The 25583-nt window shown below is 69.9% G+C and carries 21 protein-coding genes; 12 read left to right on the top strand and 9 right to left on the bottom strand.

What is annotated here, in order from left to right:
* Positions 1-275 precede the first annotated feature (275 nt).
* A complete protein-coding gene (locus ACZ6WN_RS24135; protein ID WP_465868292.1) occupies positions 276-1547 on the top strand; it encodes an HNH endonuclease signature motif containing protein in 1272 nt (423 codons plus the stop codon).
* A gap of 880 nt (positions 1548-2427) precedes the next feature.
* Here the strand turns inward: ACZ6WN_RS24135 and ACZ6WN_RS24140 are convergent.
* Complete coding sequence (locus ACZ6WN_RS24140) at positions 2428-3516, bottom strand: LCP family protein (RefSeq protein WP_465868294.1); 1089 nt, start codon at positions 3514-3516, stop codon at positions 2428-2430.
* Positions 3517-3756: 240 nt separating this feature from the next.
* On the opposite strand from ACZ6WN_RS24140, the gene ACZ6WN_RS24145 reads away from it, so the two are divergent.
* The gene (locus ACZ6WN_RS24145; protein ID WP_465868296.1) at positions 3757-4542 is read left to right on the top strand and encodes a sensor histidine kinase; all 786 of its coding nucleotides are present in this window, start codon (positions 3757-3759) and stop codon (positions 4540-4542) included.
* Positions 4529-5203: a LuxR C-terminal-related transcriptional regulator gene (locus tag ACZ6WN_RS24150; RefSeq protein WP_465868298.1), complete on the top strand. Its 675-nt coding sequence runs from the start codon at positions 4529-4531 to the stop codon at positions 5201-5203. The genes ACZ6WN_RS24145 and ACZ6WN_RS24150 overlap by 14 nt, the downstream gene beginning before the upstream one ends.
* Positions 5204-5219: 16 nt before the next feature.
* On the opposite strand, the gene ACZ6WN_RS24155 is transcribed toward ACZ6WN_RS24150, so the two are convergent.
* The 4 genes from ACZ6WN_RS24155 to ACZ6WN_RS24170 are packed head-to-tail and all read right to left on the bottom strand — an operon-like array spanning position 5220 to position 8842.
* Complete coding sequence (locus tag ACZ6WN_RS24155) at positions 5220-5840, bottom strand: acyltransferase (protein ID WP_465868300.1); 621 nt, start codon at positions 5838-5840, stop codon at positions 5220-5222.
* A 59-nt stretch (positions 5841-5899) separates the two neighbouring features.
* The gene (locus tag ACZ6WN_RS24160; protein ID WP_465868302.1) at positions 5900-6931 is read right to left on the bottom strand and encodes a TolB-like translocation protein; all 1032 of its coding nucleotides are present in this window, start codon (positions 6929-6931) and stop codon (positions 5900-5902) included.
* Positions 6928-8169 (bottom strand): MFS transporter, encoded by a 1242-nt coding sequence (locus ACZ6WN_RS24165; RefSeq protein ID WP_465868303.1) that lies wholly within the window; start codon positions 8167-8169, stop codon positions 6928-6930. Before ACZ6WN_RS24165 ends, ACZ6WN_RS24160 begins: the two co-directional genes overlap by 4 nt.
* Before the next feature lie 4 nt (positions 8170-8173).
* Complete coding sequence (locus tag ACZ6WN_RS24170; RefSeq protein ID WP_465868305.1) at positions 8174-8842, bottom strand: hypothetical protein; 669 nt, start codon at positions 8840-8842, stop codon at positions 8174-8176.
* A gap of 164 nt (positions 8843-9006) precedes the next feature.
* On the opposite strand from ACZ6WN_RS24170, the gene ACZ6WN_RS24175 reads away from it, so the two are divergent.
* From ACZ6WN_RS24175 to ACZ6WN_RS24195, 5 genes are all read left to right on the top strand, one after another.
* On the top strand, positions 9007-10581 hold the full coding sequence (locus ACZ6WN_RS24175) for a class I adenylate-forming enzyme family protein (protein WP_465868307.1): 1575 nt from the start codon (positions 9007-9009) through the stop codon (positions 10579-10581).
* A gap of 3 nt (positions 10582-10584) precedes the next feature.
* A complete protein-coding gene (locus ACZ6WN_RS24180) occupies positions 10585-11439 on the top strand; it encodes a hypothetical protein (RefSeq protein ID WP_465868309.1) in 855 nt (284 codons plus the stop codon).
* Positions 11440-11466: 27 nt separating this feature from the next.
* Positions 11467-11874, top strand: a complete 408-nt coding sequence (locus ACZ6WN_RS24185; protein ID WP_465868311.1) for a holo-ACP synthase — start codon at positions 11467-11469, stop codon at positions 11872-11874.
* Positions 11867-12268, top strand: a complete 402-nt coding sequence (locus ACZ6WN_RS24190) for a VOC family protein (protein WP_465868312.1) — start codon at positions 11867-11869, stop codon at positions 12266-12268. The genes ACZ6WN_RS24185 and ACZ6WN_RS24190 overlap by 8 nt, the downstream gene beginning before the upstream one ends.
* 714 nt (positions 12269-12982) lie before the next feature.
* On the top strand, positions 12983-14257 hold the full coding sequence (locus ACZ6WN_RS24195; protein WP_465868314.1) for an HNH endonuclease signature motif containing protein: 1275 nt from the start codon (positions 12983-12985) through the stop codon (positions 14255-14257).
* Between the two features lie 462 nt (positions 14258-14719).
* On the opposite strand, the gene ACZ6WN_RS24200 is transcribed toward ACZ6WN_RS24195, so the two are convergent.
* The 4 genes from ACZ6WN_RS24200 to asnB are packed head-to-tail and all read right to left on the bottom strand — an operon-like array spanning position 14720 to position 18726.
* A complete protein-coding gene (locus ACZ6WN_RS24200) occupies positions 14720-15055 on the bottom strand; it encodes an ArsR/SmtB family transcription factor (protein ID WP_465868316.1) in 336 nt (111 codons plus the stop codon).
* A gap of 4 nt (positions 15056-15059) precedes the next feature.
* A complete protein-coding gene (locus ACZ6WN_RS24205) occupies positions 15060-15701 on the bottom strand; it encodes an SRPBCC family protein (protein WP_465868317.1) in 642 nt (213 codons plus the stop codon).
* Positions 15702-15733: 32 nt separating this feature from the next.
* A complete protein-coding gene (gene nadE / locus ACZ6WN_RS24210) occupies positions 15734-16732 on the bottom strand; it encodes an NAD(+) synthase (protein ID WP_465868318.1) in 999 nt (332 codons plus the stop codon).
* Entirely contained in the window at positions 16729-18726 is a 1998-nt protein-coding gene (gene asnB, locus ACZ6WN_RS24215; protein WP_465868320.1) for an asparagine synthase (glutamine-hydrolyzing), read from the bottom strand. The genes nadE and asnB overlap by 4 nt, the downstream gene beginning before the upstream one ends.
* Before the next feature lie 216 nt (positions 18727-18942).
* Between asnB and ACZ6WN_RS24220 the strand changes: the two genes are divergently transcribed.
* The 4 genes from ACZ6WN_RS24220 to ACZ6WN_RS24235 are packed head-to-tail and all read left to right on the top strand — an operon-like array spanning position 18943 to position 25564.
* Entirely contained in the window at positions 18943-19209 is a 267-nt protein-coding gene (locus tag ACZ6WN_RS24220; protein ID WP_378730874.1) for an acyl carrier protein, read from the top strand.
* Positions 19210-19216: 7 nt separating this feature from the next.
* Positions 19217-19879, top strand: coding sequence for a serine O-acetyltransferase (locus ACZ6WN_RS24225; RefSeq protein WP_465868322.1), 663 nt, complete (start codon positions 19217-19219; stop codon positions 19877-19879).
* 44 nt (positions 19880-19923) lie between these two features.
* Complete coding sequence (locus ACZ6WN_RS24230) at positions 19924-20769, top strand: glycosyltransferase family 2 protein (protein WP_465868324.1); 846 nt, start codon at positions 19924-19926, stop codon at positions 20767-20769.
* Between the two features lie 22 nt (positions 20770-20791).
* Entirely contained in the window at positions 20792-25564 is a 4773-nt protein-coding gene (locus ACZ6WN_RS24235; RefSeq protein ID WP_465868326.1) for a DUF4082 domain-containing protein, read from the top strand.
* Positions 25565-25583 lie beyond the last annotated feature (19 nt).

The raw sequence follows: 25583 nt of genomic DNA on the forward strand, positions 1-25583 counted from the left end.
CGGCCGCTTCGCGGTCCTGGACACCGGGGCCCGTCGAGAAAAGATTTGGCTGGCTATCGGGGCGGCGGCCCGGGTGTGGCGCAGCGCATGCACTCCTGCGACGGATGGTGTTGGTGGGGGTGGAGGGGTGGCCCTTCGGGCCACTTACCATCCACAGGAACGACGACGTTCGCTCACCGCGAAACGAGCACCTGATCAGGGAAAATAGATAGTAAAGAGAGCGGTTCAGGCGTAGAATCAGACCTATCACAACACCTCCTTGAAGGAAGCACGCGATGAGTCTCGGGCGCGACATCAACCACTGGGGCACCAACCCCGGCGACGCGATCGACGCTGCCTTGCAGGCCATCGAGGCCGCCCTTCAAGAGTTGCTGTCCACCGATCCTGCGTATTGGCGCACGAGCCAGAAGAAGGACCTGCTCGAACGGCTGGAGAAGCTCCAAGCCCAGCAGGCCGCGTTGAAGCTGCGAGTCCTCGCTACGGCGGGTGACATCGCGGAGGAGACCGGGGCGAAGGATGTCTCGGGGTGGCTGCGGACCGAGTTGTTGGTCGACAAGGGTGTGGCCCGTTCCCAGATCAAGCTCGCTGCTGGTGTCGCGAAGTACGACCTGGTCGCTGCCGGTCTGGCCGAAGGTGTGGTGTCCCAGGACAAGGCCTGGGTGATCACGAAGGCGCTTGATGCCGTTGAGTCCGACCCCGCTGCCAGTGGTGAGCACCTGGCCCTGGCGGAGAAGATGCTGGTCGACTACGCCGCCTGGATGACCGCCAACGAGCTCAAGAACGCCGGACGCCGCATCCTGGCCGAGATCGACCCCGAGAGGTTCGAAGCCGCTGAGGCCAAGGCCCTGCAGAGGGAGGAAGAGCACGCCGCCCGGCGCACGTTCTTCTCGAGCCGGGATAACGGTGATGGCACCATCGACCTCCACGCCCGGGTCTCCCGCGCGGTCGGGATGCGGTTGCGCACCATCCTGGACTCCCTGGCCCAGCCCCGAAAGCTGTCGGCCGAGAACCGGGGCCGCAAAGCCCCCTATGACCGGCTCCTGGGCCAGGCCTTCGCCCGGGTCATCGAGACCTACGACGTCGACCTGCTGCCCCGCCACGGCGGTCACGGCACCACGGTGTTCGTGACCATGAGCGTGGACGACCTCCGCAAGGACCTCGGCACCGCAGCCCTCGGGTTCGACGGGGACCAGATCACCGCCGCGGAGGCCCGGCGGATGGCATGCAACGCCGACCTGGTGCCGGTCGTCCTCGGCACCGACTCCGAGATCCTCGACCTAGGCCGCACCGCCCGCCTGGCCCACCCGATCCAACACCGAGCATTGAGGCTCCGCGACAAGTGCTGCCAGGCCGAAGACTGCGACGCCCCGGCGGCCTGGACCGAGGCTCACCATCTGAAACCGTGGTCTGAAGGCGGCCGAACCAACTTGGCCAACATGGTGTTGCTGTGTCCCAGTGATCATCACCGCATCCACGACGCCAACTACGACTATGAGCGGCTGCCGGACGGTCGGATCCGGTTCACCCGACGCACGTTGACCGGCTGATCCGAGCGGGTGGGCGCTGTCGCGTCTGCATGCTTCCGAGCCCGTCACGCGGCGATCGCTGGGCTGTGTCCCCGTGCCCTGTCGGGTTGTGCCGTTCAGCTGGGTAGCCGACCCGTGGCTTGTAGGTATTGCGGGCGGCGCTGATCGGGCTCGTGCTGGGTGCTGGTGCCGGGTGCTGGGCGCCGGGTGCTGGGCGCCGGGTGCTGGTGCCGGGTGCCGTTGCCGCCTGCCGGTCCCGCGTGCCGTTGCCGCGGTGTGCCCGCACAGCCTGCCGGTGCCGCGGTGCCGGTGCGCGGCGTGCCGCTGCCGACTGTTGGTCCTGCCGGCGATCCTGCGCCACCTGACCACGGCCGGCCTGCTCATGCGGATGATCCCTGTCGGTCTGCCCCGATGGCTGGTGATCCTGCCCTCGTCCTGTGCCGGCGGCCTGTTTGGGCCGCGTGGACAGCAGGGGGTGGTGGCATCATCGGCTCCCGCGCCGGGGTCATCGCGGCCTGGCCGAGGGCCCTGCTTGTGAAGCCTTCACAAGGTGTCATCGTCTTGTAAAAGCACCGCAAACACCCCAGCCTCCAGGACCCATCGACCAGGATCCCCAGGCCCGTGCCCAACTCAAGGACATCCGCGCCAAACCCCGCCGCCGACCCGATAACCAGCCAAAATTCTCGACGGGTCCCGGTGTCCAGGACCGCGAAGCGGCCGGCGAAGCCGGCGGCCGCAGGCCGTCCTTGACTCCGGGAGCCGTCGAGAACACCCTCCGTAACGGGTCGGCGGCCACCAGCCCTACGAGACACCCCAACCCCGAAAACCGCCTCTGACCAACCCGGCTTACCGACTCAGCCCCGGAAACCAGCTAGCCAAGACTCTCGCCCGACTCCGAGGATCAACGGACGACGTCGGGGGTCAGCAGATCCTGGTTGTCCTTCGCCCAATCGCCCATCCGGTCCTCGCGGACCGCGCGCCACAGGTCGCGGTCGCGGGAGGGGTCCAGGCGTACGACGGACTGGTCGCCGACCATGCCGGTGCCGTCGGTGGGGACGGTGAGGTAGCTGATGTCCCCGGAGCGGAGGTTGCGCAGGGAGGCGGCGAGCTTGGCCATCTCGGTCGTGGACCAGTCGTCGTCGACGGAGGCGTGCTTCGTGAAGAGGTCGAGGAGGTCGAGGACCTGCTCGGGGTGCTTGCGCAGCTCTTGATGGAGCGTCTGCTGGAGAAGGGTGCGGAGGAAGGCCTGCTGACGGGCGACACGGTCGAGATCGCCGTCTCGGAGTCCGTAGCGCTGGCGTACGTAGAGCAGCGCCTGCTCGCCGTCGAGATGGTGGCGACCGGCCTCCCAGCGGATCCCGTGGGCAGGGTCCTCGACGGTCTCCGGGATGTAGATGTCGATGCCACCGATGGCGTCGGTGAGCGCCTTGAAGCCGTCCCAGTCGATGACGGCGAGGTGGTCGATGCGTACGTCGGTCATCGTCTCCACGGTCTCGACCGTGAGGCTGGGGCCACCGAAGGAGTAGGCCCAGTTGACCTTGCCCTTGCCGTGACCGGGGATGTCGACCCAGGAGTCGCGGGGGATCGAGACCACCGAGGCGGAGCGGCGGTCGCCGTCGAGATGGACGAGCAGCATCGTGTCCGACCGTGCCTGGCCCGGCTGCCAGCCGGGGGCCTCGGCGCCGGTGGTGGGTGCGTCCGAACGGGTGTCGGTGCCGAGGACGAGGATGTTCACCGCGTCGGCGGCCGACCCCGAGGTGGGCTTGGCCGGCCGGTCGGTGAGCCCGGAGAAGGTGTCCGGCAGCCGCTCGAGGTTTCCCTCCACCTTGGCCTGGAGCCACAGGATCCCGGTCAGGGCCGCCGCGCACAGCAGGAGGAGACACACCAGCAGCCCGATCAGCGGCTTGCGGGCACGACGCCACCCGCGCGTGGGGGTCCCGTCCGCAGGATCCGACTGCGGCGGCACGGGCGGATGATCGAGGATGGTCACCCGAGTATGTGACCCGGCACGCCCCCATCTGAGGGCCGAGATGCTCGCCATTCCTCAATTTCAGGCACCGGTCGGTAACGGCTGGTAATCAAAAATAGGTAGGCAATACGTCCCTCGACGTGACTGAGTAAGGTCACTTTGCTGTATGGCGCTGTTCACGCTGGAGCTCTGGTCTCCACGGGTTCCAGCCGCCTGGCTGTGTCTGGGAGGGCGCAGCTCGATGATGACCAGGGGAGTGCTGTGTCGAACTCAAGAGTCGGAGCCGGTGAACGTGCCCGACTGCACGAGGCTGCCTCCGCGCTGGCGGGGATCCGGGCGGCGACCACGCTGCTCAACTCACCCGGCGCGATCGGTGAGGACCGGCGATCGGCGATGGCGGCGATGGTGCAGAGCGAGCTGCAGCGGCTCGAGCGGATGGTCCGCCAGCAGCAGGACGCCGCGACGCCGACGATCCCGGAGCCGCGGTCCGACGAGCTGCGGTCCGACGAGCTGCGGTCTGACGAGCCGAGAGCCGAGGTGATCGACCTCGATGCCGTGGTGGCCACCATGGTCCTCGCCCATCAGGCGAAGGGGGCCGACGTGGAGTGGCGCCCCAGCCGGATGCTGGCGCTGGGCGACTCCGACCAGGTGACCGAGGCGCTCAACGTGCTCCTCGACAACGCTGCCGCCCACGGCAGCGGCACGGTCCGGATCGAGGTGCGCGCCACCGCAGCGGCGAGCACCTCGCTCGAGATCGCGGTGTCGGACGACGGGCCCGGGATCGCGCCGGAGCTGCGTCGCAGGATCTTCGCCTGGGGCGTCAGCCGGCCGGGGTCGACCGGTCAGGGGATCGGCCTTCACGTCGCGCGGGATCTGATGGAGCGCCAGGGCGGCTACCTCGAGCTGGTCGAGACCGGCGAGCGCACGACCTTCGTCCTCGGCATCCCGATGCTCGGCTGCATCGACGACGGGTCCGAGCGGGCTGACGAAGGGACCGACGATCACGACGCCCCGACCCGGGGAGGTCGCCGTGGTGTCGCCGCGTAAACGGCTCAAGGTGGTCATCGTCGAGGACCACACCCTGTTCGCCGAGTCGCTCGAGCTGGCCCTCACCTTCGAGGGCTACGACGCCCACCGCGTCGACCTGCCCGAGGTGCCGCCCTCGGATGCCAAGCTGACCTCGCTGATCATGCGGTCCCAGCCGCGCATCGTCCTGCTCGACCTCGACCTGGGCCAGCACGGTTCGGGCGTACGCCTCATCGCCCCGCTCGCCCGGGCCGGCGCCGACGTCGTCGTGGTGACCGGTTCGACCGACCGGACCCGCTGGGGGCACGCCCTGCACGTCGGGGCCCGCACGGTCCTGCCCAAGACGGTGCCGCTGGGCGAGATCCTGGGCACCGTACGCAGGATCAACTACGGTCTCAGCGTGCTCGACGTCGACGAGCGCGAGCGCCTGATCCGGGCATGGGTGGGGCAGGAGCAGGACGTCATCGAGGTCCGCCGCCGGCTCGCCCAGCTCTCCCCGCGGGAGTCGCAGGTGCTCGAGCACCTGATGAACGGCTTCACCGTCGGCGACATCGCCAAGCTCCGGGTCGTCTCGGAGGCGACGGTGCGCACCCAGGTGAAGTCGATCCTGGCCAAGCTCGGGGTCTCCTCGCAGATCGCGGCGGTCAGCATCGCCCACAAGGCCGAGTGGCGGGCCGCCTGACCTCGGCAGCCCGACCTCAGGCTGCGACCAGGCCGGCGTCCTCGCTCGCGCCGCGCATGACGTAGAGCGTGCCGGTGATCGGACAACGCCAGGCATCTCCCTGGGGCACCAGCGGCGCGCCCGCGTGCCCGACCCAGCCCATCCGCTGGGCCGGGACCCCGACGACGAGCGCATGGTCGGGTACGTCGCGGGTGACCACGGCGCCCGCCGCGACCATCGCCCAGGCACCGATCGTGACCGGCGCGATGCAGACGGCGCGGGCGCCGATGCTGGCGCCGGTGCGTACCGTCACACCGACGGCCTCCCAGTCCTCACCGTCCTTGAGGGTGCCGTCCGGGTTGACGGCACGCGGGAGGTAGTCGTTGGTGAACACCACCGCCGGCCCGACGAACGCCCCGTCCTCGAGAACGGCGGGCTCGTAGACCAGGGCATGGTTCTGGATCTTGCAGCGATCTCCCACCACGACGCCGGGACCGATGTACGCCCCCCGGCCGATGATGCACTCGCTGCCGATCCGGGCGTGCTCACGGACCTGGGCCAGGTGCCAGACGAGGCTCCCGGCGCCGATCTCGGCACGATCGTCGACGTCCGCGCTGGGCTCTACCCGGGGCGCGACGTGAGTCTCCTCAACGGTCATCCCCTCAGCAAACCGTGATGCGGCGGGGAGCGGGGGAGACCCGGGGTGGTGTACCCGATTCAGCGTAGGACCGCGGGCGAGGACGCTTCCGGCACCAGCACCCGAGGGGTCCCGGCGGCCGTGGTGTCGAGGGCCCAGACGTCGCTGACCGGCTCGTTCTCACGCTCGAGGCCGTAGAGGACGGTGTCGTCGTCGAGCCACTCGATCTGGTCGTCGACGCTGTGGGTCTCGCCGGCGAGGACGGTGCGCTTGCCGGTGGCGAGATCGAGGACCGCCGGGGTCCACCGGGTGCCCTCCTTGTCGGCCTCCTTGAACGCGATCCGGGTGCCGTCGGGGGAGAGCGAGGGGCACTCGACGTGGTCGGCGATCGTCGTCAGGGAGCGCTCGGCGAGATCGCCCCGGACCAGGTAGGTCCGGCCACCGGTGGCGACGGTCGCATAGAAGGTGCGGTCGTCGTCGGCGAAGGTGACACCCCAGACGTTGCGGTCGACCGGGGCGACCCGGCGGCCGTCGACGATCAGCCGGAACTTCTCCAGGTCTCCGTAGCTCGCCCCGCCGACCCGTCGGACGAGGGTCCGCGTCGAGAACCCGCTGACCATGTAGGAGTCGCCGTTGACGAACACGGTCGAGGAGACCAGCTGCCCGTCCGGTGAGATCCGGGTGCGGCTGGGCAGCCCGGGCAGGTCGGTCTCGTCGACCTCCCGCCAGCGCGTCCCCGGCGCCGACGTCGCCAGGTCGGTCGCCCGGTAGCGACTCACCACACCCCGCTCGGTCGCCAGGCAGGAGACCGACCGAGCCTGCGCGTAGACCCGGTCACAGCTCAGGTCCGTGAGCGCCCGGGCACCATCGGGGTCGGCCAGCGCCACCGCGCCGACGTGGCCGTAGTCGGCGTCGCGCCCGGTGTGCCGGAAGAGGATCCTCGGTCCCTTCTCGATCTGCGTCAGGGAGGTGGTCGTCGCGTCGGTCGCCCGAGACGTACGCCGGTCGTTCTCCGCGATCGCGGAGAGGGCGTACGCCGTCACGCCGGCCGTGACGAGCACGACGATCGCGCCGAAGACGGTGGTGCGCTGCTTGACCCAGGACGTCCTCATCGCGCCGCCCTGCGCAGCACCGCGAGGCCGGCCGGTATCGCGGCGAGCAGCACCGCGCAGACCACGAGCATCGCGACGCGGGGGCCGACGGCGTACCAGAGCAGACCGAAGCCGGTCGCGGCGACGAGCCGAGCCAGCGCGACCGCGGTCTGGGCGGTGGCGATGCCGCTGGCGCGTACGGTCTCGGGGACCAGCTGCCCGGCGACCGCGGCCAGGGTGCCGTCGGTCGCGGCGTAGAAGACGCCGAGCAGGAGCACCGCAGCGCACGTCGTCCACAGCGCCCCGGACCCGGTGGCGGCGCAGAGATAGGCGGCCGCGAGCGGGAGATGGCCGAGGACGAGGACCTGGACGCGCCCGACCCGGTCCGCGAGCCGGCCCATCGGGACGGCCAGGGCGAGGAAGGCGAGGTTGGTCCCGACGTAGAGGACCGGGAACCACTGCGCCGCGAAGCCACCGGTCTCCAGCAGCGCCAGGTAGACGAAGCCGTCACCGACGGTGAGCAGGGCGAGCACGCCGGACACGCCGGTCACCCGCATGAGACCGGGCGTGAGCGCGCTGCGCCAGCGCACCCTGGGCCGCGGCTCGCTGCGGTGCGGAACGGTCCGGCGGACGGCTCCGGTGCGGAACGGCACGAAGCACGCCATCGTCGCCACCCCGAGCACCGCGAAGCCGAGCGAGACGACCAGGACGGTGTCGTAGCCGTCGGCGATCCGCCACAGGATCACGAACGCCAGCACCGGCCCGAGGGTGGCCCCGACCGTGTCCAGCGCCCGGTGGACGCCGAAGCTGCGGCCGAGGTGCGCCGGGTCGCTGGAGGCGGCGATCATCGCGTCGCGAGGCGCGGTGCGTACGCCCTTGCCGACCCGGTCCAGCGAGATCGCCGCCGAGATCGTCCCGAAGCCACCGGCGAAAATCAGCCCGAGCCGCGCGACCGCGCTCATCGCGTAGCCCGCCAGCGCCACCGGCTGCGGCCGGTCGGTGCGGTCGGCCGCCCACCCGGCCGCGATCCGCACCAGTGAGGAGATCCCTTGGTAGAGCCCGTCGATGAGCCCGTACGCCACCGGCGAGAGCCCCACCACCGCGGTCAGGTAGAGCGGCAGGATCGCCGAGACCGACTCCGAGGAGATGTCGGTCAGGAGGCTGACGATGCCGAGGGTGATGACGGTCCGGGAGACCCGCCCACGGGTCTGGCGCGGCTCGGCACTCGTGGTGGGACGGTCGCTGAGAGACAGGTACACCGGCTCAGGTCTTCGTGTGGAGGACGGAGTAGAGGCTGAAGTCGACGGTGCGGCGGCCGGTGTGGGTGACCGTGACGCTCACGGTCTCATCGCCGCGGCGCAGCGACAGCGCGGGGGCGTTCTCGACCGAGGTCGTCGCGACCTCCTTGAAACCATGCTGTGCGAGGCGGGTCCGGTAGTGCCGCAGCACGTCGCAGGGCCGCCGGCAGCTCGCGGTCAGCGCCACCTGGAGGGCGCCCTTGGTGGAGGAGACGCTGGAGACCTCGACCGTGGTGCGTGAGGGGGGTGCCAGCGCTGTCGGGTAGCCGGCCACCAGCGCGCCCTTGCGGACCGCGGACTTCGGCAGCGGCTCGGAGATCAGCGCCGCCGACTTCGTACGCGGCTTCTCGGTGAGGCCGGGCAGGCCCGACTCGGTCGGGGTCGAGGTCGAGGCCGCTTCCGGCAGCGCCTCGCTCGCGGCCTCCGGCTTCGACTTCGGGCCGGACCCGGACTTCGACCCGGAGTCCGGGTCCGAGCTCGGGCCGGCTCCCGGTGAGCCGGTCTGGGACGACGAGTCCGAGCCGCCGCCGTCCTTGCCGGCGGAGGAGTCGGCGAAGCGCCCCGGCACCCAGAAGATCGTGACGCCGACGAGCACGCCGAGCAGCACGAGCAGGAGGAGACGCTTGGGGTTCACGAGACCAGTCGACGCGCCTCGGAGCCGAGTCGGGACCGATGGGTGGGTTGCGTACTCAATTTCAGGCAGCCTGCCGAACGGCCCACCGCCCGTCGAGGTGAGCCGTGCGACGTTGCCGTTGCCGGGAACGGTCCCGGCCCAAGCATCCCGGGGGACGGGCCACGTTGAACACTGCCGACTTTCTTCTCGAGCATGCGCCCGAGGACTCGATCGCGCTCGCCGAAGCGGGTCGCGAGTACACCTTCGAAGAGCTGCGAGCCAGCGTGGCGGTACTGACGGGGCGCCTCTCGGTGCTCGGGCTGACTCCGGGCACGCCGGTCGGGATCCTGGCGCCCAACGGGCTGTTCTGGGCCTCGGCCTATCTCGCCGCGCTCCGGTTGGGGCTGGTCGTGGTCCCGCTGGCCGTCACGCTGCCGGCCGAGGAGGTGGTGGCCCGGGTGCGGTGGGTCGGTGTCGATGCGCTGCTGGTGGGGCGCGCCCAGGCAGAGGCGCTGCGGCTGAGCCTGCCGCGGAGCCTGCCCGTCGTGGTGGAGCGCAAGGAGCGGCTGATCCCGAAGCAGCGATCGGCGCCGGTCGAGCCGGTCGAGACGGTCGAGGTCGACCCGGAGCAGGACGCGCTCTACATGTTCACCTCCGGGACCATCGGCGACCCGCGCGCGGTGCGGCTCACCCACCGCAACATCCAGGCGAACACAACCTCGATCCTCGGCTATCTCGACATCACGTCGACGGACCGGATGCTGGTCGTGCTGCCGTTCGCCTACGTCTTCGGGCTCTCGCTCCTGCACACCCATCTGCGGGCCGGCGCCGGGCTGGTCATCCAGTCGACGTTCGTCTTCCCGCAGGCGGTGGTGGACCGGATGGTGTCGGCACGCTGCACGGGCTTCGCCGGGGTGCCCTCGACCTTCGGGACGCTGCTGCGCAACAGCACCTTCGGCACCACCCCGGTGCCGTCGCTGAGGACGATCCAGCAGGCCGGCGGCCGGCTCGCGCCCGCTCTGGTCGAGCAGCTGGCGCACGCCCAGCCGCAGGCGAGGACCTTCGTGATGTACGGGGCGACCGAGGCCACCGCCCGGCTCTCCTACCTCCCGCCCGAGGAGCTCTGCCGTCGGCCGGGGTCGGTCGGCCGAGGCATCCCGGGCGTCGACCTGCGGGTGCTCGACAGCGACGGGGTGCACGTCGAGCCGGGTCAGGTCGGCGAGATCTGGGCCAGCGGTGCCAACATCTCACCCGGCTATCTCGACGACCCCGAGGCGACGGCCCGCAAGATGCCCGGCGGGATGCTGCGTACGGGAGATCTGGCGAAGGTCGACGAGGACGGCTACATCTACGTGGTCGACCGGATCGAGGACTTCATCAAGTCGCGGGAGCACCGGATCGCCTGCCAGGACGTCGAGTCCGCGGTGCTCGAGCTGCCCGAGGTCGTCGCAGCGGCGGCGGTCGGTCTCCCGGACGACCTCGCGGGCGAGCGGGTCGAGGTGGTCGTGGTGCGTCGACGGGGGGCCGGGCTGCGGGGCGCCGACGTGATCGCGCACTGTCGCGAGAGGCTCTCGAAGCACATGGTGCCCGAGGTGGTCCGCTTCGTCGACGCGCTGCCGCTCAACGCGAGCGGGAAGGTGGTCAAGCGGGACGTACGAACCATGTGCATGAGACTGGCCGATGAGCCGTCCGGCACCGGGGACGACATCGATGACGCCGACGTCGAGGACGACAGTGTGGGCGAGGTCAAGGTGGGCTAAGAGATGTCGCTGCGGGAGGTGCCCGCATCGGTCAAGCTGCTGGCCGGCGTGTGGGCGGGGGTGCTGATCGTCGCGGTCGCACTGGCCGGGGCCTGGTTGGTCAGGAGTCCAGGAGTGAACGATCCGGTCGCGGTCGCATGGCCGTCCGACGACGACCTGCGGGTGGCGGGGGAGACCACGGTGCTGTTCGGGCACCAGTCGGTGGGGACGAACATCCTCGACGGGGTCGCGCGGGTGTACGCCGACGCCGCGGTGCCCGCGCCGGTCGTCGCGGACGTCTCCTCGGGTGAGGACGCCCCGGATGCGACGCTCAGGCATGCCTATCTCGGGGTCAACGGGGAGCCGCTCGGCAAGCTCGCGGCGTTCGCGGACGTGATGGCCGGCCCCGCGGGCGAGTACGTCGACGTGGCGCTGATGAAGCTCTGCTACGCCGACGTCACCGCGTCCACCGATGTGCAGGCGGTCTTCGACGCGTACGTGTCGATGATGGCCGACCTCGAGGCGGCGCATCCCGACGTACGTTTCCTCTACACGACCGTGCCGCTGACCGCGGACCGCGGCTGGAGGTCGAAGGTCAAGGCGGCTCTCGGCGGCGACGACAGGATGGGGCCCGCCGACAACGTCGCCCGGGAGCGCTACAACGCGATGATCAGGGAGAGGTACGCAGCGAGCGGACGTCTCCTCGACATCGCCGCGGTCGAGTCGGCGGGCACGGAGGAACGCAGCAAGGACGGCAACATCTACTACGTGCTCAACGAGCACCTGACCGTCGACCGCGGCCACCTCAACGCGGCGGGCTCGGAGGCGGTCGCCGCCGAGCTGCTCAAGATGGTGGCGACCCAGAGTCCGGTCGCGTGAGCTGCTGACGAGGGGCGATGAGTGGTGATGAGCCTTCAGGGGGTCGGGATCGACGTCGCCGACATCAGACGCTTCGCGCGGCTGCTGGGGCTGCGTGGATCCGGGTTCGCGGTCCGCTGGTTCACCGACGCCGAGATCGCCCAGTGCATGGCTGCGGCGACCCCCGCCACGGCCTTCGCGATGAGGTACGCCGCCAAGGAGGCCGTCTGGAAGGCGCTCGGCCCCGGCGAATGGTCCGGGCCGCTGCCGTGGCGCGGGATCACCGTGCTCGAGGAGGCACCCGGGTCTCTTGCGGTCAGCCTCGAAGGCCCCGCGGCCGATCTCGCGGCGCTCGCCGGGGTCACGGAGGTCCGTGTCGCCACCGTCTCCGGGCCTCGGATGGCCATCGCCACTGCCGTCGCCGAAGTCGCCCCGCTGCGAGGTGAGAATGCCTGATCTCCGACTCGACCACATCGGCATCCAGGTCCGCGACCTGCTCCGCACCGCCGAGGCCTTCGAGCGGCTCTTCGGCTACCGTCGCGTCACGGACCCGGTCGTCAGCACCCGCCACGGGGTCCGCGGGGTCTTCCTGGAGAAGGCCGACTCGATCGCCCTCGAGCTCATCACGCCCGTGACTCCCGGGCCGCACGCGTACGGCCTCCATCACCTGGGCTTCATGGCTCCTGATCTGGAGTCGACGCTCGTGGAGCTCGGCGTCGCCGGGGCTCACACGCTCAGTCCGCCTCAGCCGGGGGAGATGTTCGACGACGAGCTCATCGCGTTCGTGCGTGCCGCCGGGATCAACGTCGAGCTCATCACCACCGATCGGCGTCGTGGTCGGATCTCGTGATTCTCGGTGGTCGAGCTTGTCGAGACCATCTGTTTCGTGACCGCTTCTTCGGGGCTGTGTGGGCCGCCGACCCGGTCACGAGGGTCTTCTCTAGCTGGTCCGGCGTCAAGGACGCGCCCTGCGGGTGTCGGTTTGCCGGCCGCGTTTGGGGGTCTGTGTCGTGGACCGGTGAGGGGGTAGTCGAGAGCTTGTCGAGAACAGCAGTGGCAGGGCGGCGTGTAACCCTGCCGAGTCGGCGGATCTTGACCGGTGTCTCGCGAAGCGAAGCGAGCGAGCCGGTCAAGATGCGCCGACTCGGCATTCTCGGTGGTCGAGCTTGTCGAGACCATCTGTTTCGTGACCGCTTCTTCGGGGCTGGTGTGGGCCGCCGACCCGATCACGGATGGTCTTCTCGACGGACCCCGGAGTCAAGGACGGCCTGCGGCCGCCGGCTTCGCCGGCCGCTTCGCGGTCCTGGACACCGGGGCCCGTCGAGAAAAGATTTGGCTGGCTATCGGGGCGGCGGCCCGGGTGTGGCGCAGCGGAATCGTTGCTGGGATAGGTGGTGTTGGTGGGGTGTGAGGGGTGGCCCTTCGGGCCACTTACCATCCACAGAAGCGAGGATGTTCGCTCGCCGCGAAAACCTCCTCTGAACAGGGAAAATAGATAGTAAAGAGAGCGGTTGAGGCGTAGAATCAGAGTCATCACAACACACCTCCTTCAAGGAAGCATGCGATGAGTCTCGGGCGCGACATCGACCGCTGGGGCACCGACCCTGGTGACGCGATCGACGCCGAACTGGCTGCTATCGAAACCGCCCTTGACAGGCTGTTGACAAGGGACCCCGCCTACTGGCGCACCGGGCAGAAGAAAGACGCGTTGAAGCGGCTGGAGAAGCTCCAGGCCAAGCTCGGCGCGGTCAGTGTTCGGCTGCTCGCCAGCGCCGGTGACATCGCGGAGGAGACCGGCGCGAAGGACGCCTCGGCCTGGATGCGGGCCGAGTTGTTGGTCGACAAGGGCGCGGCGCGCTCGCAGATCAAACTGGCGACCAGGGTCGCCAGGTACGACCTGGTGGCCGCCGGGCTGGCCGAGGGCGTGGTGTCGTTGGACAAGGCCCGGGTGATCACGAGGGCGTTGGACAAGATCAAGACGGATCCGGTCGCCAGTCCAGAGCACCTGATCCTCGCGGAGAAGCTGCTGGTCGACTACGCCGGTGAGTTGACCGTGAACCAGCTGCGGACCGTGGGCAAACGGATCCTGGTCGAGATCGACCCGGTCCGGTTCGAGGACGCCGAAGCCCGAGCGCTCTTGGCTGAGGAGGAACGGGCCCAGCAGAGGACCGCGCTGCGGGTGTGGGACAACCACGACGGCACGATCGGGTTCGAGGGAGTCTTGCCGACCTCGATGGGGATGCGGTTCAAGCGGATGGTCGAGGCCTACGCCCAGCCCCGCAAACAGCACCTCGTTGCCAAGGGTGCTCCGTTGCCGCCGTGGGAGCGGATGATGGGCCAAGGGTTCGCCCGGTTGTTGGAGACCATCGACCCCGCCAGCCTGCCTCGCCATGGGGGTGATGCGACCACGATCAACGTGGTCATCTCCCTGGAGGAGCTGCGCAAGGACCTCGGGATCGCCACCTTGGGCTATGACGAGACCAACGGCACCACGATCACCGCCGCCGAGGCGAGGCGGATGGCGTGCAACGCCACCATCATCCCCTGGGTGTTGGGTGGAGACGGCGAGGTCCTCGACGCCGGCCGGGGCAGCCGGTTCTTCCAGCCGATCCAGCGCAAGGCACTTCGACTCCAGCAGAAGTGCTGCCAGGCCGAAGGCTGCGACATGCCCCCGGAATGGTGCGACGCCCACCACCTCGACCCCTGGGCCGCCGGCGGGAAGACCAACCTCAAAGATGGGGCACTGCTGTGCCCCCATCATCACCGCCTCGCCCACAACCCCGCGTACGTCCACGAGCGACTACCGGATGGCACCATCCGGTTCACCCGCCGCCCCTGAACCGGCCCGGGTCCTGAGTCGCCCCGGCCGGGCCACCGTTATGCCGGCCCGTATCCGCACGTGTTCCCCACCCGTGCGGAGACTTCCCCACCCGCAAGGTGGTTTCTCCTGCTCCGGAGCAGGGGAAACCGCCCGATGCAGGGGAAAGAGTTCGGATACGCGGCGCTTCGGCTGTTGTACACACGAAGAGACCTCGAGCTTGCTGTGGACGCCAGCCACAGCCCCCAAGCCCGTGCCCAACTGAATCCGCTGCGCCACACCCTCGCCGCCGACCCGATACAGGCGAAATCTTTCTCGATCGGGTACCGGGTCAAGGATGGCCGCAGGCCACCGCGAAGCGGCGGGCGCAGCCCGTCCTTGACGCGGTGCGTGATCGAGAAACAATCGAAGCAAGGGTCGGCGGCGAACACCGACACCAGGCCACGGCGACCTGAGAGCGGCGTCCCGAGACCTAACCAGGACTTACTCTCCCGAGGAACCCTTCCGGCGTCCCCGTCGGATCTCGGTGTCGAGGGCGTCGAGGTGCTGGGTCCAGAAGCGGCGGAACGGGGTGAGCCAGGCGTCGATCTCGGCCATGGGGGCGGTGTCGAGGGAGTAGATGCGGCGGGTGCCGTCGGGGCGTACGTTGGCGAAGCCGTGCTCGCGCAGGACCTTGAGCTGCATGGAGACCGCGGGCTGGCGGATGCCGAACTCTGCGGAGATGGTCTCGACGATCTGACCGGAGGTGAGGTCGTCGTCGGCGAGGAGCTCGAGGATGCGGCGGCGTACGGGATCGCCGAGGACGTCGAAGGCGTGCAAGCGACTAGTCCGGCATCGCGGTGTAGGCGGCGACGCAGCGCTCGCCGGCGGCGCGGGCCTGGTCGGGGGAGGTGCCGAAGGCGATGTCGGCCTCGACCCAGGCGGCGGCGGAGCCCTGGGTGTGCTCGATCATGGCGGGCAGTGCGTCGGGGGACATCGGGTCCATCTTCTCGGCGTCGGGGGCGGAGAGGTGGAGGGCCAGGCCGAGGAGCATCTGCTCCCAGCCGATGCCGACGGCGCTCGGGCCGAACTCCTTCCACTGCTCGGGCGGGACGGGGGCGGAGTGCTCGAGGCGGAGCAGCGTACGGCCGTCGGCGGCGGTCAGGGTCGCGTCGACCCACGATCTCATGTCGCCGTAGTCCCAGGTGATCGAGAGCAGTTTCGGGCGGTCGCAGGCGAGGATCTCACCGCCGGCGTTGCCCTCCAGCTGGTAGCGGCCGCCGACCTCGAAGTCGCCGGTGACCGGCATCAGCCAGCGCGGGATGCGCTCCTTGGTCGTCAGCGCGTCCCAGACCTCGTCGGGGTCGGCGTCGTAGCTGCGTTCGACGACGAGCACGCGCAGCTCCTCGCCGCCGCGGGTCGTGGTGGTCAGGGCGCGGTTCACGGCGCCGAGGTGGTCGGCAGGGATGAAGGGTGGTGTGCTCATGCCTCCGACGCTATATCAAGAATGCTTGATATTCAACGGACCTCGTCGACGAGCTCGGGGGCGGCGTGGAGGTAGGCGGTGGTGCGCCGCTTCTGCTCGATGTCGCGGTAGACGCGCTCGACCTGCTCGACGGTGAGACCGGTGGCCTCGGCGACCTCGACGGTCGGGACACCGTGGTTGAGGCCGTAGAGGCACAGGTCCATCCGCTGGTAGGGCAGCGAGAAGTAGAACTCCTCCTGCGACTGCTCCAGGGAGTAGGTGTCGGTGGTGGAGGGGCGGGCCTGGATCTCCTCCGGGACGCCGAGATGGGCGGCCAGGGCGTAGACCTGCGACTTGTAGAGGTGTGCGATCGGCTTCAGGTCGGCGGCGCCGTCGCCGAGCTTCACGAAGAAGCCCTGGTCGTACTCGAGCCGGTTCGGGGTGCCGGCGACGGCGTAGTTGAGCCGGTCGGCGTGGAAGTACTCCAGCGCCTTGCGGGCGCGCTGCTTGAAGTTCGTCGCGGCGACGATCTCCAGGTAGGCCTCGGTCGTCAGGCGGTGGGTGCTCTGGGTGCCCGTGGGGTCCTCGACGACGACGGAGAAGAGCCGGTACGCGTCGGAGTCGACCACGTTGGGCAGCACGATCTTCGACTTCCACCCCGGTCCGTACGCAGGCACGACCCGCCGGATCGCGTCGTCACGGCGCTGGTAGGCGCCGAGGCCGACCAGCACCGGGGAGATGTCCTCGAGCACCGAGTCGATCCCCAGGGAGTCGGTCAGCAGGGTGCTGAACCCGATGGTGTCCTCCGACGACTCCTGCTCGGGCATGTGCAGCGCGAGGACCCGCTCCGGGCCGAGCGCCTTGACCGCCAGGGCGGCCACCACGCTGGAGTCGATCCCGCCGGAGACCCCGAGCACGATGCCCTTGCGCCTGTTGGCCACCAGGTAACGGCGCATCGCCTCGCCGATCCGGGTCGCCTCGGCCTCCTCGTCCAAGCGGAGTGTCGCCAACCCGAAGGCGGTGTTCTGGCTGGTCGTGGCTGGTGTGTTCATGGCTGGGCTGGGTTCCTTCCGGTGGGCACGAGAGTGCGGTCGAAGACGGTCAGCGGCTCGGGTGGTGCGGTCGGCCCCGCGACCGGGCCGGCGAGGAGCTCGCTGTGCAGCAGCTGGGTGGAGAGGACGGCGACCAGACGCATGTTGTCGGTGTTGCCGAGCCGACGTCCGTCCGTACGCCGGGCCTTCTCCAGCAGCCGCTGGACGAGCTCCGGCCGGAACACCCCGGCGGCCGCCAGGGCTGGACCCGAGGTGACGTCGAAGACCCAGTCCGGGGTGCCCCCGGCGAAGAAGGCGGCAGCGTCCGGCGCCCGGTAGGGCTGCTTCGGGCGGCGCAGGATCTCCTCGGGCACCAGGTCGGCGAAGGCGAGCTTGAGCAGGTGCTTCTCGTCCATGCCGTTGATCTTGTGGTCGGCGGGAACCTGGGAGGCCAGCTCGGCGACGTTCGGGTCGAGGAACGGGAACCGGCCCTCGATCGAGTTGCCCATCAGCATCCGGTCGCCCTGGGAGGCCAGGATGTAGCCGGGCAGCAGCGTCGTCATCTCCAGCCACTGCGCCCTCGACAGCGGGTCCCAGCCGGCCTGCTCGGCCGGCATCGCGGCGACGACCTCGTCGGCCGGGCTCCGGTCGCAGGCCTCGCGGACCTCGGCGGTCAGCATCGAGCGCAGCACGGCCGTCGCGTCCCAGCGCGGCCGGTGGGAGATCGCCGGGTCGCCGGCGACGATGTTGCGCCCGAAGAAGCTCTTGGCGAAGGCGGGCGCCTGGTGCGGAGAACGCTTCATCCACGGGTAGAGCTGCTCCACGGCGGCCTCGGCCGCGGCCGGGTCGCGGGTCCACAGCTCGCGGATCCGCCCCTCGCGGAAGATGTCGTACCCGCCGAGCACCTCGTCGCTGCCCTCACCGGTCACCACCACCTTGAACCCCGACTCGCGTACGAGGCGGGAGAGCAGGAACATCGGTGCCGGGCCGGTACGCAGCAGTGGGCTCTCGGCGTGGCGTACGACGTCGGGGAAGACCTCGGCGATGTCGCGCTCGCGGACCACGACGTCCTCGTGCACGGTGCCCAGCCGCTTCGCCATCAGGGTCTGGTAGCCGCCCTCGTCGAACTCGTCGTCGGCGAAGCGCAGCGAGAACGTGTGCAGCGGTACGTCGGTGAACCCCGCGATCGCACCGGCGGTGACCGCGGAGTCGATCCCCCCGGAGAGGTACGCAGCCACCGGCACGTCGCTGCGCTCGAACCGCAGCCGGGTGGCGGCCACCAGCCGTTCCCGCAGGGCCTCGGCGTTGGCCGCCAGATCGGTGCGCGGCTCGCTGCCGCGGGCGGCGAAGGTCGGCGCCCACGAGCGCGTGCCGGTCGGTTCGACGCCGTCGCGAAAGGTCAGGTAGCTGCCGGGCGGCACCTGCTCGATCCCGCGGAAGACCGTCTGCGGAGCGACCGTGGACCACAGCGTCAGCACCTGGTCGATCCCGGCCGGGTCGAGCTCTCGCGGCACCTCCGGATCGGCGAACAGCGCCTTGACCTCCGAGGCGAACAGCAGCTTCCCGCCGGACCGCGTGTAGTAGAGGGGACGCACGCCGAACCGGTCCCGGGCGAGCACCAGCTCACCGCTGCGCCGGTCCCAGATCGCCAGCGCCCACTGACCGTTGAACCGGTCGAAGCAGCCCGGACCCCATTCCTCCCAGGCGTGCACGATCACCTCGGTGTCGCTACGCGTGCGGAAGCGGTGCCCGCGTGCGCGCAGCTCGGCGGCGAGCTCGACGTGGTTGAAGATCTCGCCGTTGAAGGTCACCCAGACCTGCTCGTCCTCGCCGCACATCGGCTGCACGCCGCCGATCGTGTCCACGATCGCCAGCCGGGTGTGACCCAGCGCGACCCGCTCGTCGCGGTAGTAGCCGCTGCCGTCGGGCCCGCGGTGGGCCAGGGCGGCCAGCATCCGGCGTACGAGACCGGGGTCGGGCGCGTCGGCGGAGTGGACCCCGCAGATTCCGCACATGGCTCTCCTCGGTAGATGTCTGCGCGTCTGGCCGCCAAGGCTTGTCGGCGCAGGCGGGAGAGCGGCCCGCTACCGGGGCGTTTATCACCCAATGTCGGCATGTTTCGCGCGGGTGAACGTGCTGCGCCGACGGGGTCAGAACAGTGGGCGTGTGCAAGGACACGGCCGACCCAGGTGGGGCCGGCACCACACAGGTGACCAGGGAGAGTGCAGAAGATGGCAGACCTACAGCGAACGATCGAGGCGTTCATCCTCGACAGCCTCCTGCTGGGCGACGAGGAGCGGCTGCCCGCGCCGACGGACTCGCTGGTGGAGTCCGGAGTGATCGACTCGACCGGGATCCTGGAGCTCATCGAGTTCCTCGAGGAGGAGTTCCAGATCACCGTCACCGAGGCCGAGACGGTGCCGTCGAACCTCGACGGTGTCGCCAACCTGGTCGACTACGTGGCCCGGAAGACGGCGGCGGACCGCCTTGCTGGGTAGGCCGGCCTTGCTGGTCAGACCGGGTCCTGCCGGCCAGGAGAGCGGTGACTTCGCCGTCGACCTGGCCAAGATGTACACGATCAACCTCGGCCGGCCGCGTCCCTCGCTGCTCGCCAGGGTCCGGTTCTGGCTGACCGACTACGAGCTCCACTGCGTGGCCTGCTACCGCTTCGGGCGCTGGGCGGGCGGCCTCCGTGAGCGTCGCCCGCTGCTCGGGGTGGCCGCCCTGGGCATCTTCTGGTTCTGGAACCGGCACAACATGCGGATCCACCACGCCGACATCGGCCGGCGCGCCGAGATCGGCCCCGGGCTGCTGGTCATGCACCGCTCCGGGATCATCATCGGGCCGGCGGTGATCGGCAGCAACTGCGTGCTCCACCACAACGTCACGATCGGCCAGCGGATCGCCGCGGGGGACCACGGCGTCCCCACCATCGGCGACGACGTCTGGATCGGCCCCGGTGCGGTGGTCTCGGGCGCCATCACGGTCGGCGACGGCTGCACCATCTCGGCGGGGACCGTGCTGTCCAAGGACGTGCCGCCACGCAGCCTGGTCGGCGGCAACCCCGGCCGGGTCGTCGCCCGGGACTACGACAACGGCAACATGATCAACTTCGTCGTCCCCCGCCGGCCCGCGGACCCGCCGTCACCGATATTGGGTGATGAGTGAGCCCACCCGGTTCCAGGCCGTCGCGGCGCGGCGATGCTCCGGTCATGGAACGGTCCCCGGCGGTGGCGAGCGTGGTCGTTCCCGCGCACAACGAGTCGGTCGGACTGCGCGGGAACCTGACTGCGCTGCTCGAGGGTGTCCCGGCGGGCACCTTCGAGGTCGTGGTGGTCTGCAACGGCTGCACCGACGACACCGCCACGGCGGCGCGGTCGGTCCCGGGCGTACGCGTGCTGGAGACTCCATCGGCCTCGAAGGCCCTCGCGGTCGAGCTGGGCAACGCGGCCACCACGGTCTTCCCGCGGCTGCACCTGGATGCCGACGTACGTCTCCCCGGACCCGACGCGCTCCGCCTGGTCGGTGCCGTGGCGGAGCCGGAGGTGCATGCGGCCGGGCCGGCGCGTGAGGTGCCCACGGGTGCCTCGTCGTGGCCGGTGCGGGCCTACTACCGGGTGTGGGAGAGCCTGCCGAGCGTACGCGACGGCCTGTTCGGCCGCGGTGCGTTCTGTCTCTCCGCCGAGGGCCAGGCCCGGGTCGACGCCCAGGCGCGGCTCATGAACGACGACCTGGTGGTCTCCGAGGCGTTCGCGCCGCGGGAGCGCCGGATCGTCCCGAACGCCGTGGTGGTGGTGCAGCCGCCACGGTCGGTCGCCGACCTGGTCCGACGCCGTACGCGGGTGGCGACCGGGAACTCCCAGGCGGACAGGCACGCGGTCCGCCACGCATCGACATCACTCTCGGATCTCATCAAGCTCGGGCTGCGTCAGCCGGCGGTCGGACTTCGGGTCCCGGTCTTCCTGACGATCACCGTCATCGCGCGCTGGCTCTCCCGCAGAGCGGTGCGTGCCGGCGACTACACGACCTGGCTGCGCGACGAGAGCTCGCGAGCCTGACCTCAGAAGGGGCACGTCCTTCATGATGCATCCCAGATCCGGGAGCCGCAGGTTCCTGGCACCGCTGCTCGGAGCCGTCCTCGTCCTCACCGGCCTGACCGCCCTGACCGCCGCGCCCACGGCGTACGCCGCGGGTGACCCGTGCGGCACGGGCGGCAACAAGATCGCGTGCGAGAACTCCAAGCCGGGCTCGCCGCCGAGCGAGTGGGACATCGACGGGGCGGGGGACGACTCGATCCAGGGGTTCGCCACCGACATCAGCGTCAACGTCGGCAGCCCGATCGACTTCAAGATCGACACCGACGCCTCGGCGTACACGATCACGATCTATCGCACCGGTTGGTACGGAGGTGACGGAGCCCGGCGGATCGCGTCGGTCACGCCGTCGGCGAGCCTGCCGCAGAACCAGCCCAACTGCACGCGCGAGGCCGCCACCGAGATGACCGACTGCGGCAACTGGGCGGTCTCGGCGACCTGGCAGGTGCCGTCGACCGCGGTCTCCGGTGTCTACGTCGCGCTGCTCCACCGCGCCGACCGGAACGAGGCCAGCCACATCACCTTCATCGTCCGCGACGACTCCAGCCACTCCGACGTGGTCTTCCAGACCTCGGACACCACCTGGCAGGCGTACAACCTCTACGGCGGGTCGAGCTTCTACCAGGGCGGCGCGAACGGGCGGGCCTACAAGCTCAGCTACAACCGGCCCTTCGTGACCCGGCACAGCCCGGCGCGGGACTTCTACTTCGCCAACGAGTTTCCGCTGGTGAGGTTCCTGGAGCGGAACGGGTACGACGTCAGCTACATCTCCGGGATCGACACCGACCGACGTGGCGGGCTGCTCACCAACCACAAGACGTTCCTCTCCGTCGGCCACGACGAATACTGGAGCGGTGCCCAGCGGGCCAACGTCGAGGCCGCCCGCGACGCCGGGGTGAACCTGCAGTTCCTCAGCGGCAACGAGGTCTACTGGCGTACCCGCTACGAGTCCTCGCAGCAGGGTGCGACCAGCAGCAGGGCCTACCGCACCTTGGTGACCTACAAGGAGGCGTGGGGCGCCTCGGACCCCGCCAACGAGTCCACCTCGACCTGGCGCGACCCGCGCTACGCGCCGAAGAGCCAGGGCGGCGGGCTACCGGAGAACGCCCTGACCGGCACCATCTTCATGTCCAACAACACCAACCTGCCGTTGACCGTCACCCGGGAGCAGGGCAAACAGCGGCTCTGGCGCGGCACCGGCTTGAACCAGATGAGCGGTGCCACCACGGCGCTGGCCCCGCACACGGTGGGTTATGAGTCCGACGAAGCCCAGGACAACGGGTTCCGACCGCCCGGCCTGATCCGGGCCTCGGAGACGACCGGATTCATCGAGGGCCAGTACATGCGTGACTTCGGCAGCGTCGTCGGGGACGGGACGACCACCCACTCGATCACGCTCTACCGCGCTCCGAGCGGCGCGCTGGTCTTCGGGGCCGGCACCGTGCAGTGGACCTGGGGTCTGGACGCGACGCACGACAGTCCCTACAACGACGACGCGACCAGCACGGCGATGCAGCAGGCTCAGGTCAACCTGCTCGCCGACATGGGCGCCCAGCCGACCACGCTCATGGCCGGGCTGCAGGCGGTCACGGCCTCGACCGACACCACCGGTCCGTCGGTCTCGATCAGCACACCCGCGGCGGGATCGGCCCAGACCAACGGCGCCAAGGTGACCCTGACCGGCACCGCCACCGACTCCGGCGGCGGGATCGTGGCCGGAGTGGAGTACTCCACGGACGGCGGGAGCAGCTGGCACCCCGGAAAGGGCACCTCGGCCTGGACCGTCGAGTACATCCAGAACGGGGTCGGCAACACCCCGATCCAGGTCCGTGCGGTCGACGACAGCGCCAACATCGGCGCCGTCACCTCGCGTACGTTCAACGTCTCCTGTGGGTGCAGCATCTTCGGTGAGACCGCGATCCCGACCACCTGGACGGCCGTGACCGGTCCGGCGACACCGTCGGCCGACGACCCCAGTGCTGCCGAGCTCGGCCTGCGTTTCAGCCCCCTCACCGACGGGTACGCCGCCGGCGTGCGCTTCTACAAGGGCGCGGGGAACACCGGCACCCACACCGGCTCGCTGTGGAGCACCAGCGGCGAGCGGCTTGCCCAGGTCACCTTCAGCGGGGAGACCTCGGGCGGCTGGCAACAGGCACTGTTCACCAGCCCGGTGGCGCTGAGTGCGGGCACGACGTACATCGTCTCCTACACCGCCCCCAACGGGCGCTACGCCGTGCAGCCGTGGGCCTTCGCCGCACAAGGCATGGAGGCGTACCCGCTCGAGATCGCCGGTGGCTACGGGGCCGAGCCTGCGGGCGTCTATGCCAACCCGGGGACCTTCCCGTCCAACTCGCACCAGAACTCCAACTACTATGTCGACGTGGTCTTCACGACCACGGACAACTCGCCGCTCTCCGCGATCAGCCCATGGCCGTTGGCGGACTCGTCCTCGGTCCCGCGGTCGACGACCATCAGCGCCCGCTTCTCCAAGCCGGTGGTGGCCTCCTCGGTCCAGGTCGCGGTCAAGGACGCCGTGGGCGCATCGGTGCCGGGGGCGACCAGTTATGACGCCACCACCAGGACGGTCACGTTCACGCCCTCGAACTCATTGGCAGGCTTCGTGAAGCACACGGTCACGCTCTCGGCCACGGACACCCAGGGGACGGCGCTCACCGGCGGCAAGACCTGGTCGTTCACGACCGCGAAACCGCCGGCGACACCAGGAGTGTGCCCGTGCTCGATCTATAACGACGACGACGTGCCGACGGTCCTGGAGGACTCCGAGCGCGCCTCGCTCACCCTGGGTGTGCGGTTCCGCCCGAACGTCACCGGAACCGTCACAGGTGTCCGGTTCTACAAGGGGGTGAACAACACCGGATCGCACACGGGCACGCTGTGGTCGAGCAGCGGTCAGGCGTTGGCCCAGGGCACCTTCACCGGGGAGAGCACCTCCGGCTGGCAGACGCTCACCTTCTCCCAGCCGGTCGCGGTCCAGGCGGGGGTGGACTACGTCGCCTCCTACCACACCAACGGGTCCTACTCGGCGACGCCGAACGCGTTCGCCGCCTCGGACCTCTCCAAGGGGCCGATCACGGTCAGCTCGACGGCTGGCGCCTATACCTACGGCGAAGGATTCCCGGGCAACTCCTCGGCTTCGAGCTACATGGTGGACCTGGTCTTCCAGAAGGGTGCGCCGACGCTGACCGTGACGGCACAGAGCCCGGCTCCGGGTGCGGTCTCGGTGCCGCGCGGCACCAACATCACCGTCGGTTTCTCGAGCGCGATCACCTCCGGCTACCAGATGAACGTCTCGGGCCCGGGCGGGCCGATCGCGGGGACGTCGTCGCTGAACCAGGCCGGCAACGAGATCACCTTCGATCCCACCGATGCGCTCCCGTCCGATGCGGACGTCTCGGTCAGCCTGACCGGGGTGACCTCTGTCGAGGGGGCCACGCTGGCTCCCCAGAGCTGGACGTTCCGCACCCGAGCGCAGTCGGCGACCAGCCAGTCGCTCTTCGGTGCCCAGGCGCCAGAGCAGCTGGCGGTGAGCGATGCGTCCCCGGTGGAGGTGGGCACGGCCTTCACCTCCGCACGTGACGGCCAGGTGACCGCGATCCGGTTCTACAAGGGGACGGGCAACAACGGCACCCATGTCGGGTCGCTGTGGTCTGACTCCGGCACCCGGCTGGCCTCGGTCACCTTCGTCGGTGAGACCGCCTCGGGCTGGCAGGAGGCGACGCTCTCCCAGCCGGTCCCGGTGACGGCGGGGGCGACGTACGTCGTCTCCTATCTCGCTCCGCAGGGCCACTACTCGGCCACCGGCGGGTTCTTCAACACCGCCTGGACCTCGGGTGACCTGACCGCGCCGGCGACCAACAACGGCCGCTATCTCTACGGAGCCGCAGGTGGGTTCCCCACCTTCAGCTGGGGCGCGACGAACTACTTCGTCGACGTCGTCTTCGAACGGGCAGCAGCGACGATGAGCGTCACCGGGCGCGATCCGAGCCCGGGCGCGACGGGCGTGGACACCGGGGTCGATCCCTCGATCACGTTCTCGGCGCCGGTGGCGAACGGCTGGAGCATGTCGGCCACCGCCAACGGGTCTGCGGTGGCCGGCTCGGCGGCGCGGAGCACCGACGGACGTACGCTGCAGTTCACGCCCTCGGCCGCGCTGCCCGCCGGGGCGACGGTGTCGGTGAGCGCCTCGGGCGTGGTCTCGACCGACGGGGTGAGCCTGCCGACGCAGACGTGGTCGTTCACGACCGCCGCGGCCGTCCCGACAGAGGTCTCGCTGTTCACCGGGGTCACGCCGCAGACCGCGTCGACGGCCGATCTGATGCCGATCGAGGTCGGCACCGCCTTCACGACGTCCGTGGCCGGCTCGGTGACGGCGATCCGGTTCTACAAGGGCACCGGCAACACCGGCACCCACACCGGCTCGCTGTGGAACTCGGCCGGCACCAGGATCGCCCAGGTGACCTTCACCGGAGAGACCGCGACCGGCTGGCAGAACGCCACGTTGCCGACCCCGGTCGCGCTCACGCCGGGGGCGACGTACGTCGTGTCCTACTACGCCCCCAACGGGCGCTACTCCTCGACGCCCGCCGCCCTCACGCAGTCGCGCACGGTCGGCCCGCTGACGGCACCGGGCGGAGCCAACGGCCGGTATCGGTACGGGACCGGAGGGGGGCTCCCGAACCGATCCTGGAACTCCACGAACTACTTCGTGGACGTGAGGTTCCGCCCGGCGTCACCATAGTCCGGACAGGCAGTCCCTA

This window comes from Nocardioides sp. NPDC054178 (assembly GCF_055585005.1).

What these genes read in the sequence shown, in the direction of transcription:
- ACZ6WN_RS24135 (WP_465868292.1), top strand. Translation starts at nt 276, where the DNA reads ATGAGTCTCGGGCGCGACATCAACCACTGGGGCACCAACCCCGGCGAC.
- ACZ6WN_RS24155 (WP_465868300.1), bottom strand. Translation starts at nt 5,840, where the DNA reads ATGACCGTTGAGGAGACTCACGTCGCGCCCCGGGTAGAGCCCAGCGCG.
- ACZ6WN_RS24160 (WP_465868302.1), bottom strand. Translation starts at nt 6,931, where the DNA reads ATGAGGACGTCCTGGGTCAAGCAGCGCACCACCGTCTTCGGCGCGATC.
- ACZ6WN_RS24180 (WP_465868309.1), top strand. Translation starts at nt 10,585, where the DNA reads ATGTCGCTGCGGGAGGTGCCCGCATCGGTCAAGCTGCTGGCCGGCGTG.
- ACZ6WN_RS24185 (WP_465868311.1), top strand. Translation starts at nt 11,467, where the DNA reads ATGAGCCTTCAGGGGGTCGGGATCGACGTCGCCGACATCAGACGCTTC.
- ACZ6WN_RS24190 (WP_465868312.1), top strand. Translation starts at nt 11,867, where the DNA reads ATGCCTGATCTCCGACTCGACCACATCGGCATCCAGGTCCGCGACCTG.
- ACZ6WN_RS24195 (WP_465868314.1), top strand. Translation starts at nt 12,983, where the DNA reads ATGAGTCTCGGGCGCGACATCGACCGCTGGGGCACCGACCCTGGTGAC.
- ACZ6WN_RS24205 (WP_465868317.1), bottom strand. Translation starts at nt 15,701, where the DNA reads ATGAGCACACCACCCTTCATCCCTGCCGACCACCTCGGCGCCGTGAAC.
- nadE (WP_465868318.1), bottom strand. Translation starts at nt 16,732, where the DNA reads ATGAACACACCAGCCACGACCAGCCAGAACACCGCCTTCGGGTTGGCG.
- asnB (WP_465868320.1), bottom strand. Translation starts at nt 18,726, where the DNA reads ATGTGCGGAATCTGCGGGGTCCACTCCGCCGACGCGCCCGACCCCGGT.
- ACZ6WN_RS24220 (WP_378730874.1), top strand. Translation starts at nt 18,943, where the DNA reads ATGGCAGACCTACAGCGAACGATCGAGGCGTTCATCCTCGACAGCCTC.
- ACZ6WN_RS24230 (WP_465868324.1), top strand. Translation starts at nt 19,924, where the DNA reads ATGGAACGGTCCCCGGCGGTGGCGAGCGTGGTCGTTCCCGCGCACAAC.
- ACZ6WN_RS24235 (WP_465868326.1), top strand. Translation starts at nt 20,792, where the DNA reads ATGATGCATCCCAGATCCGGGAGCCGCAGGTTCCTGGCACCGCTGCTC.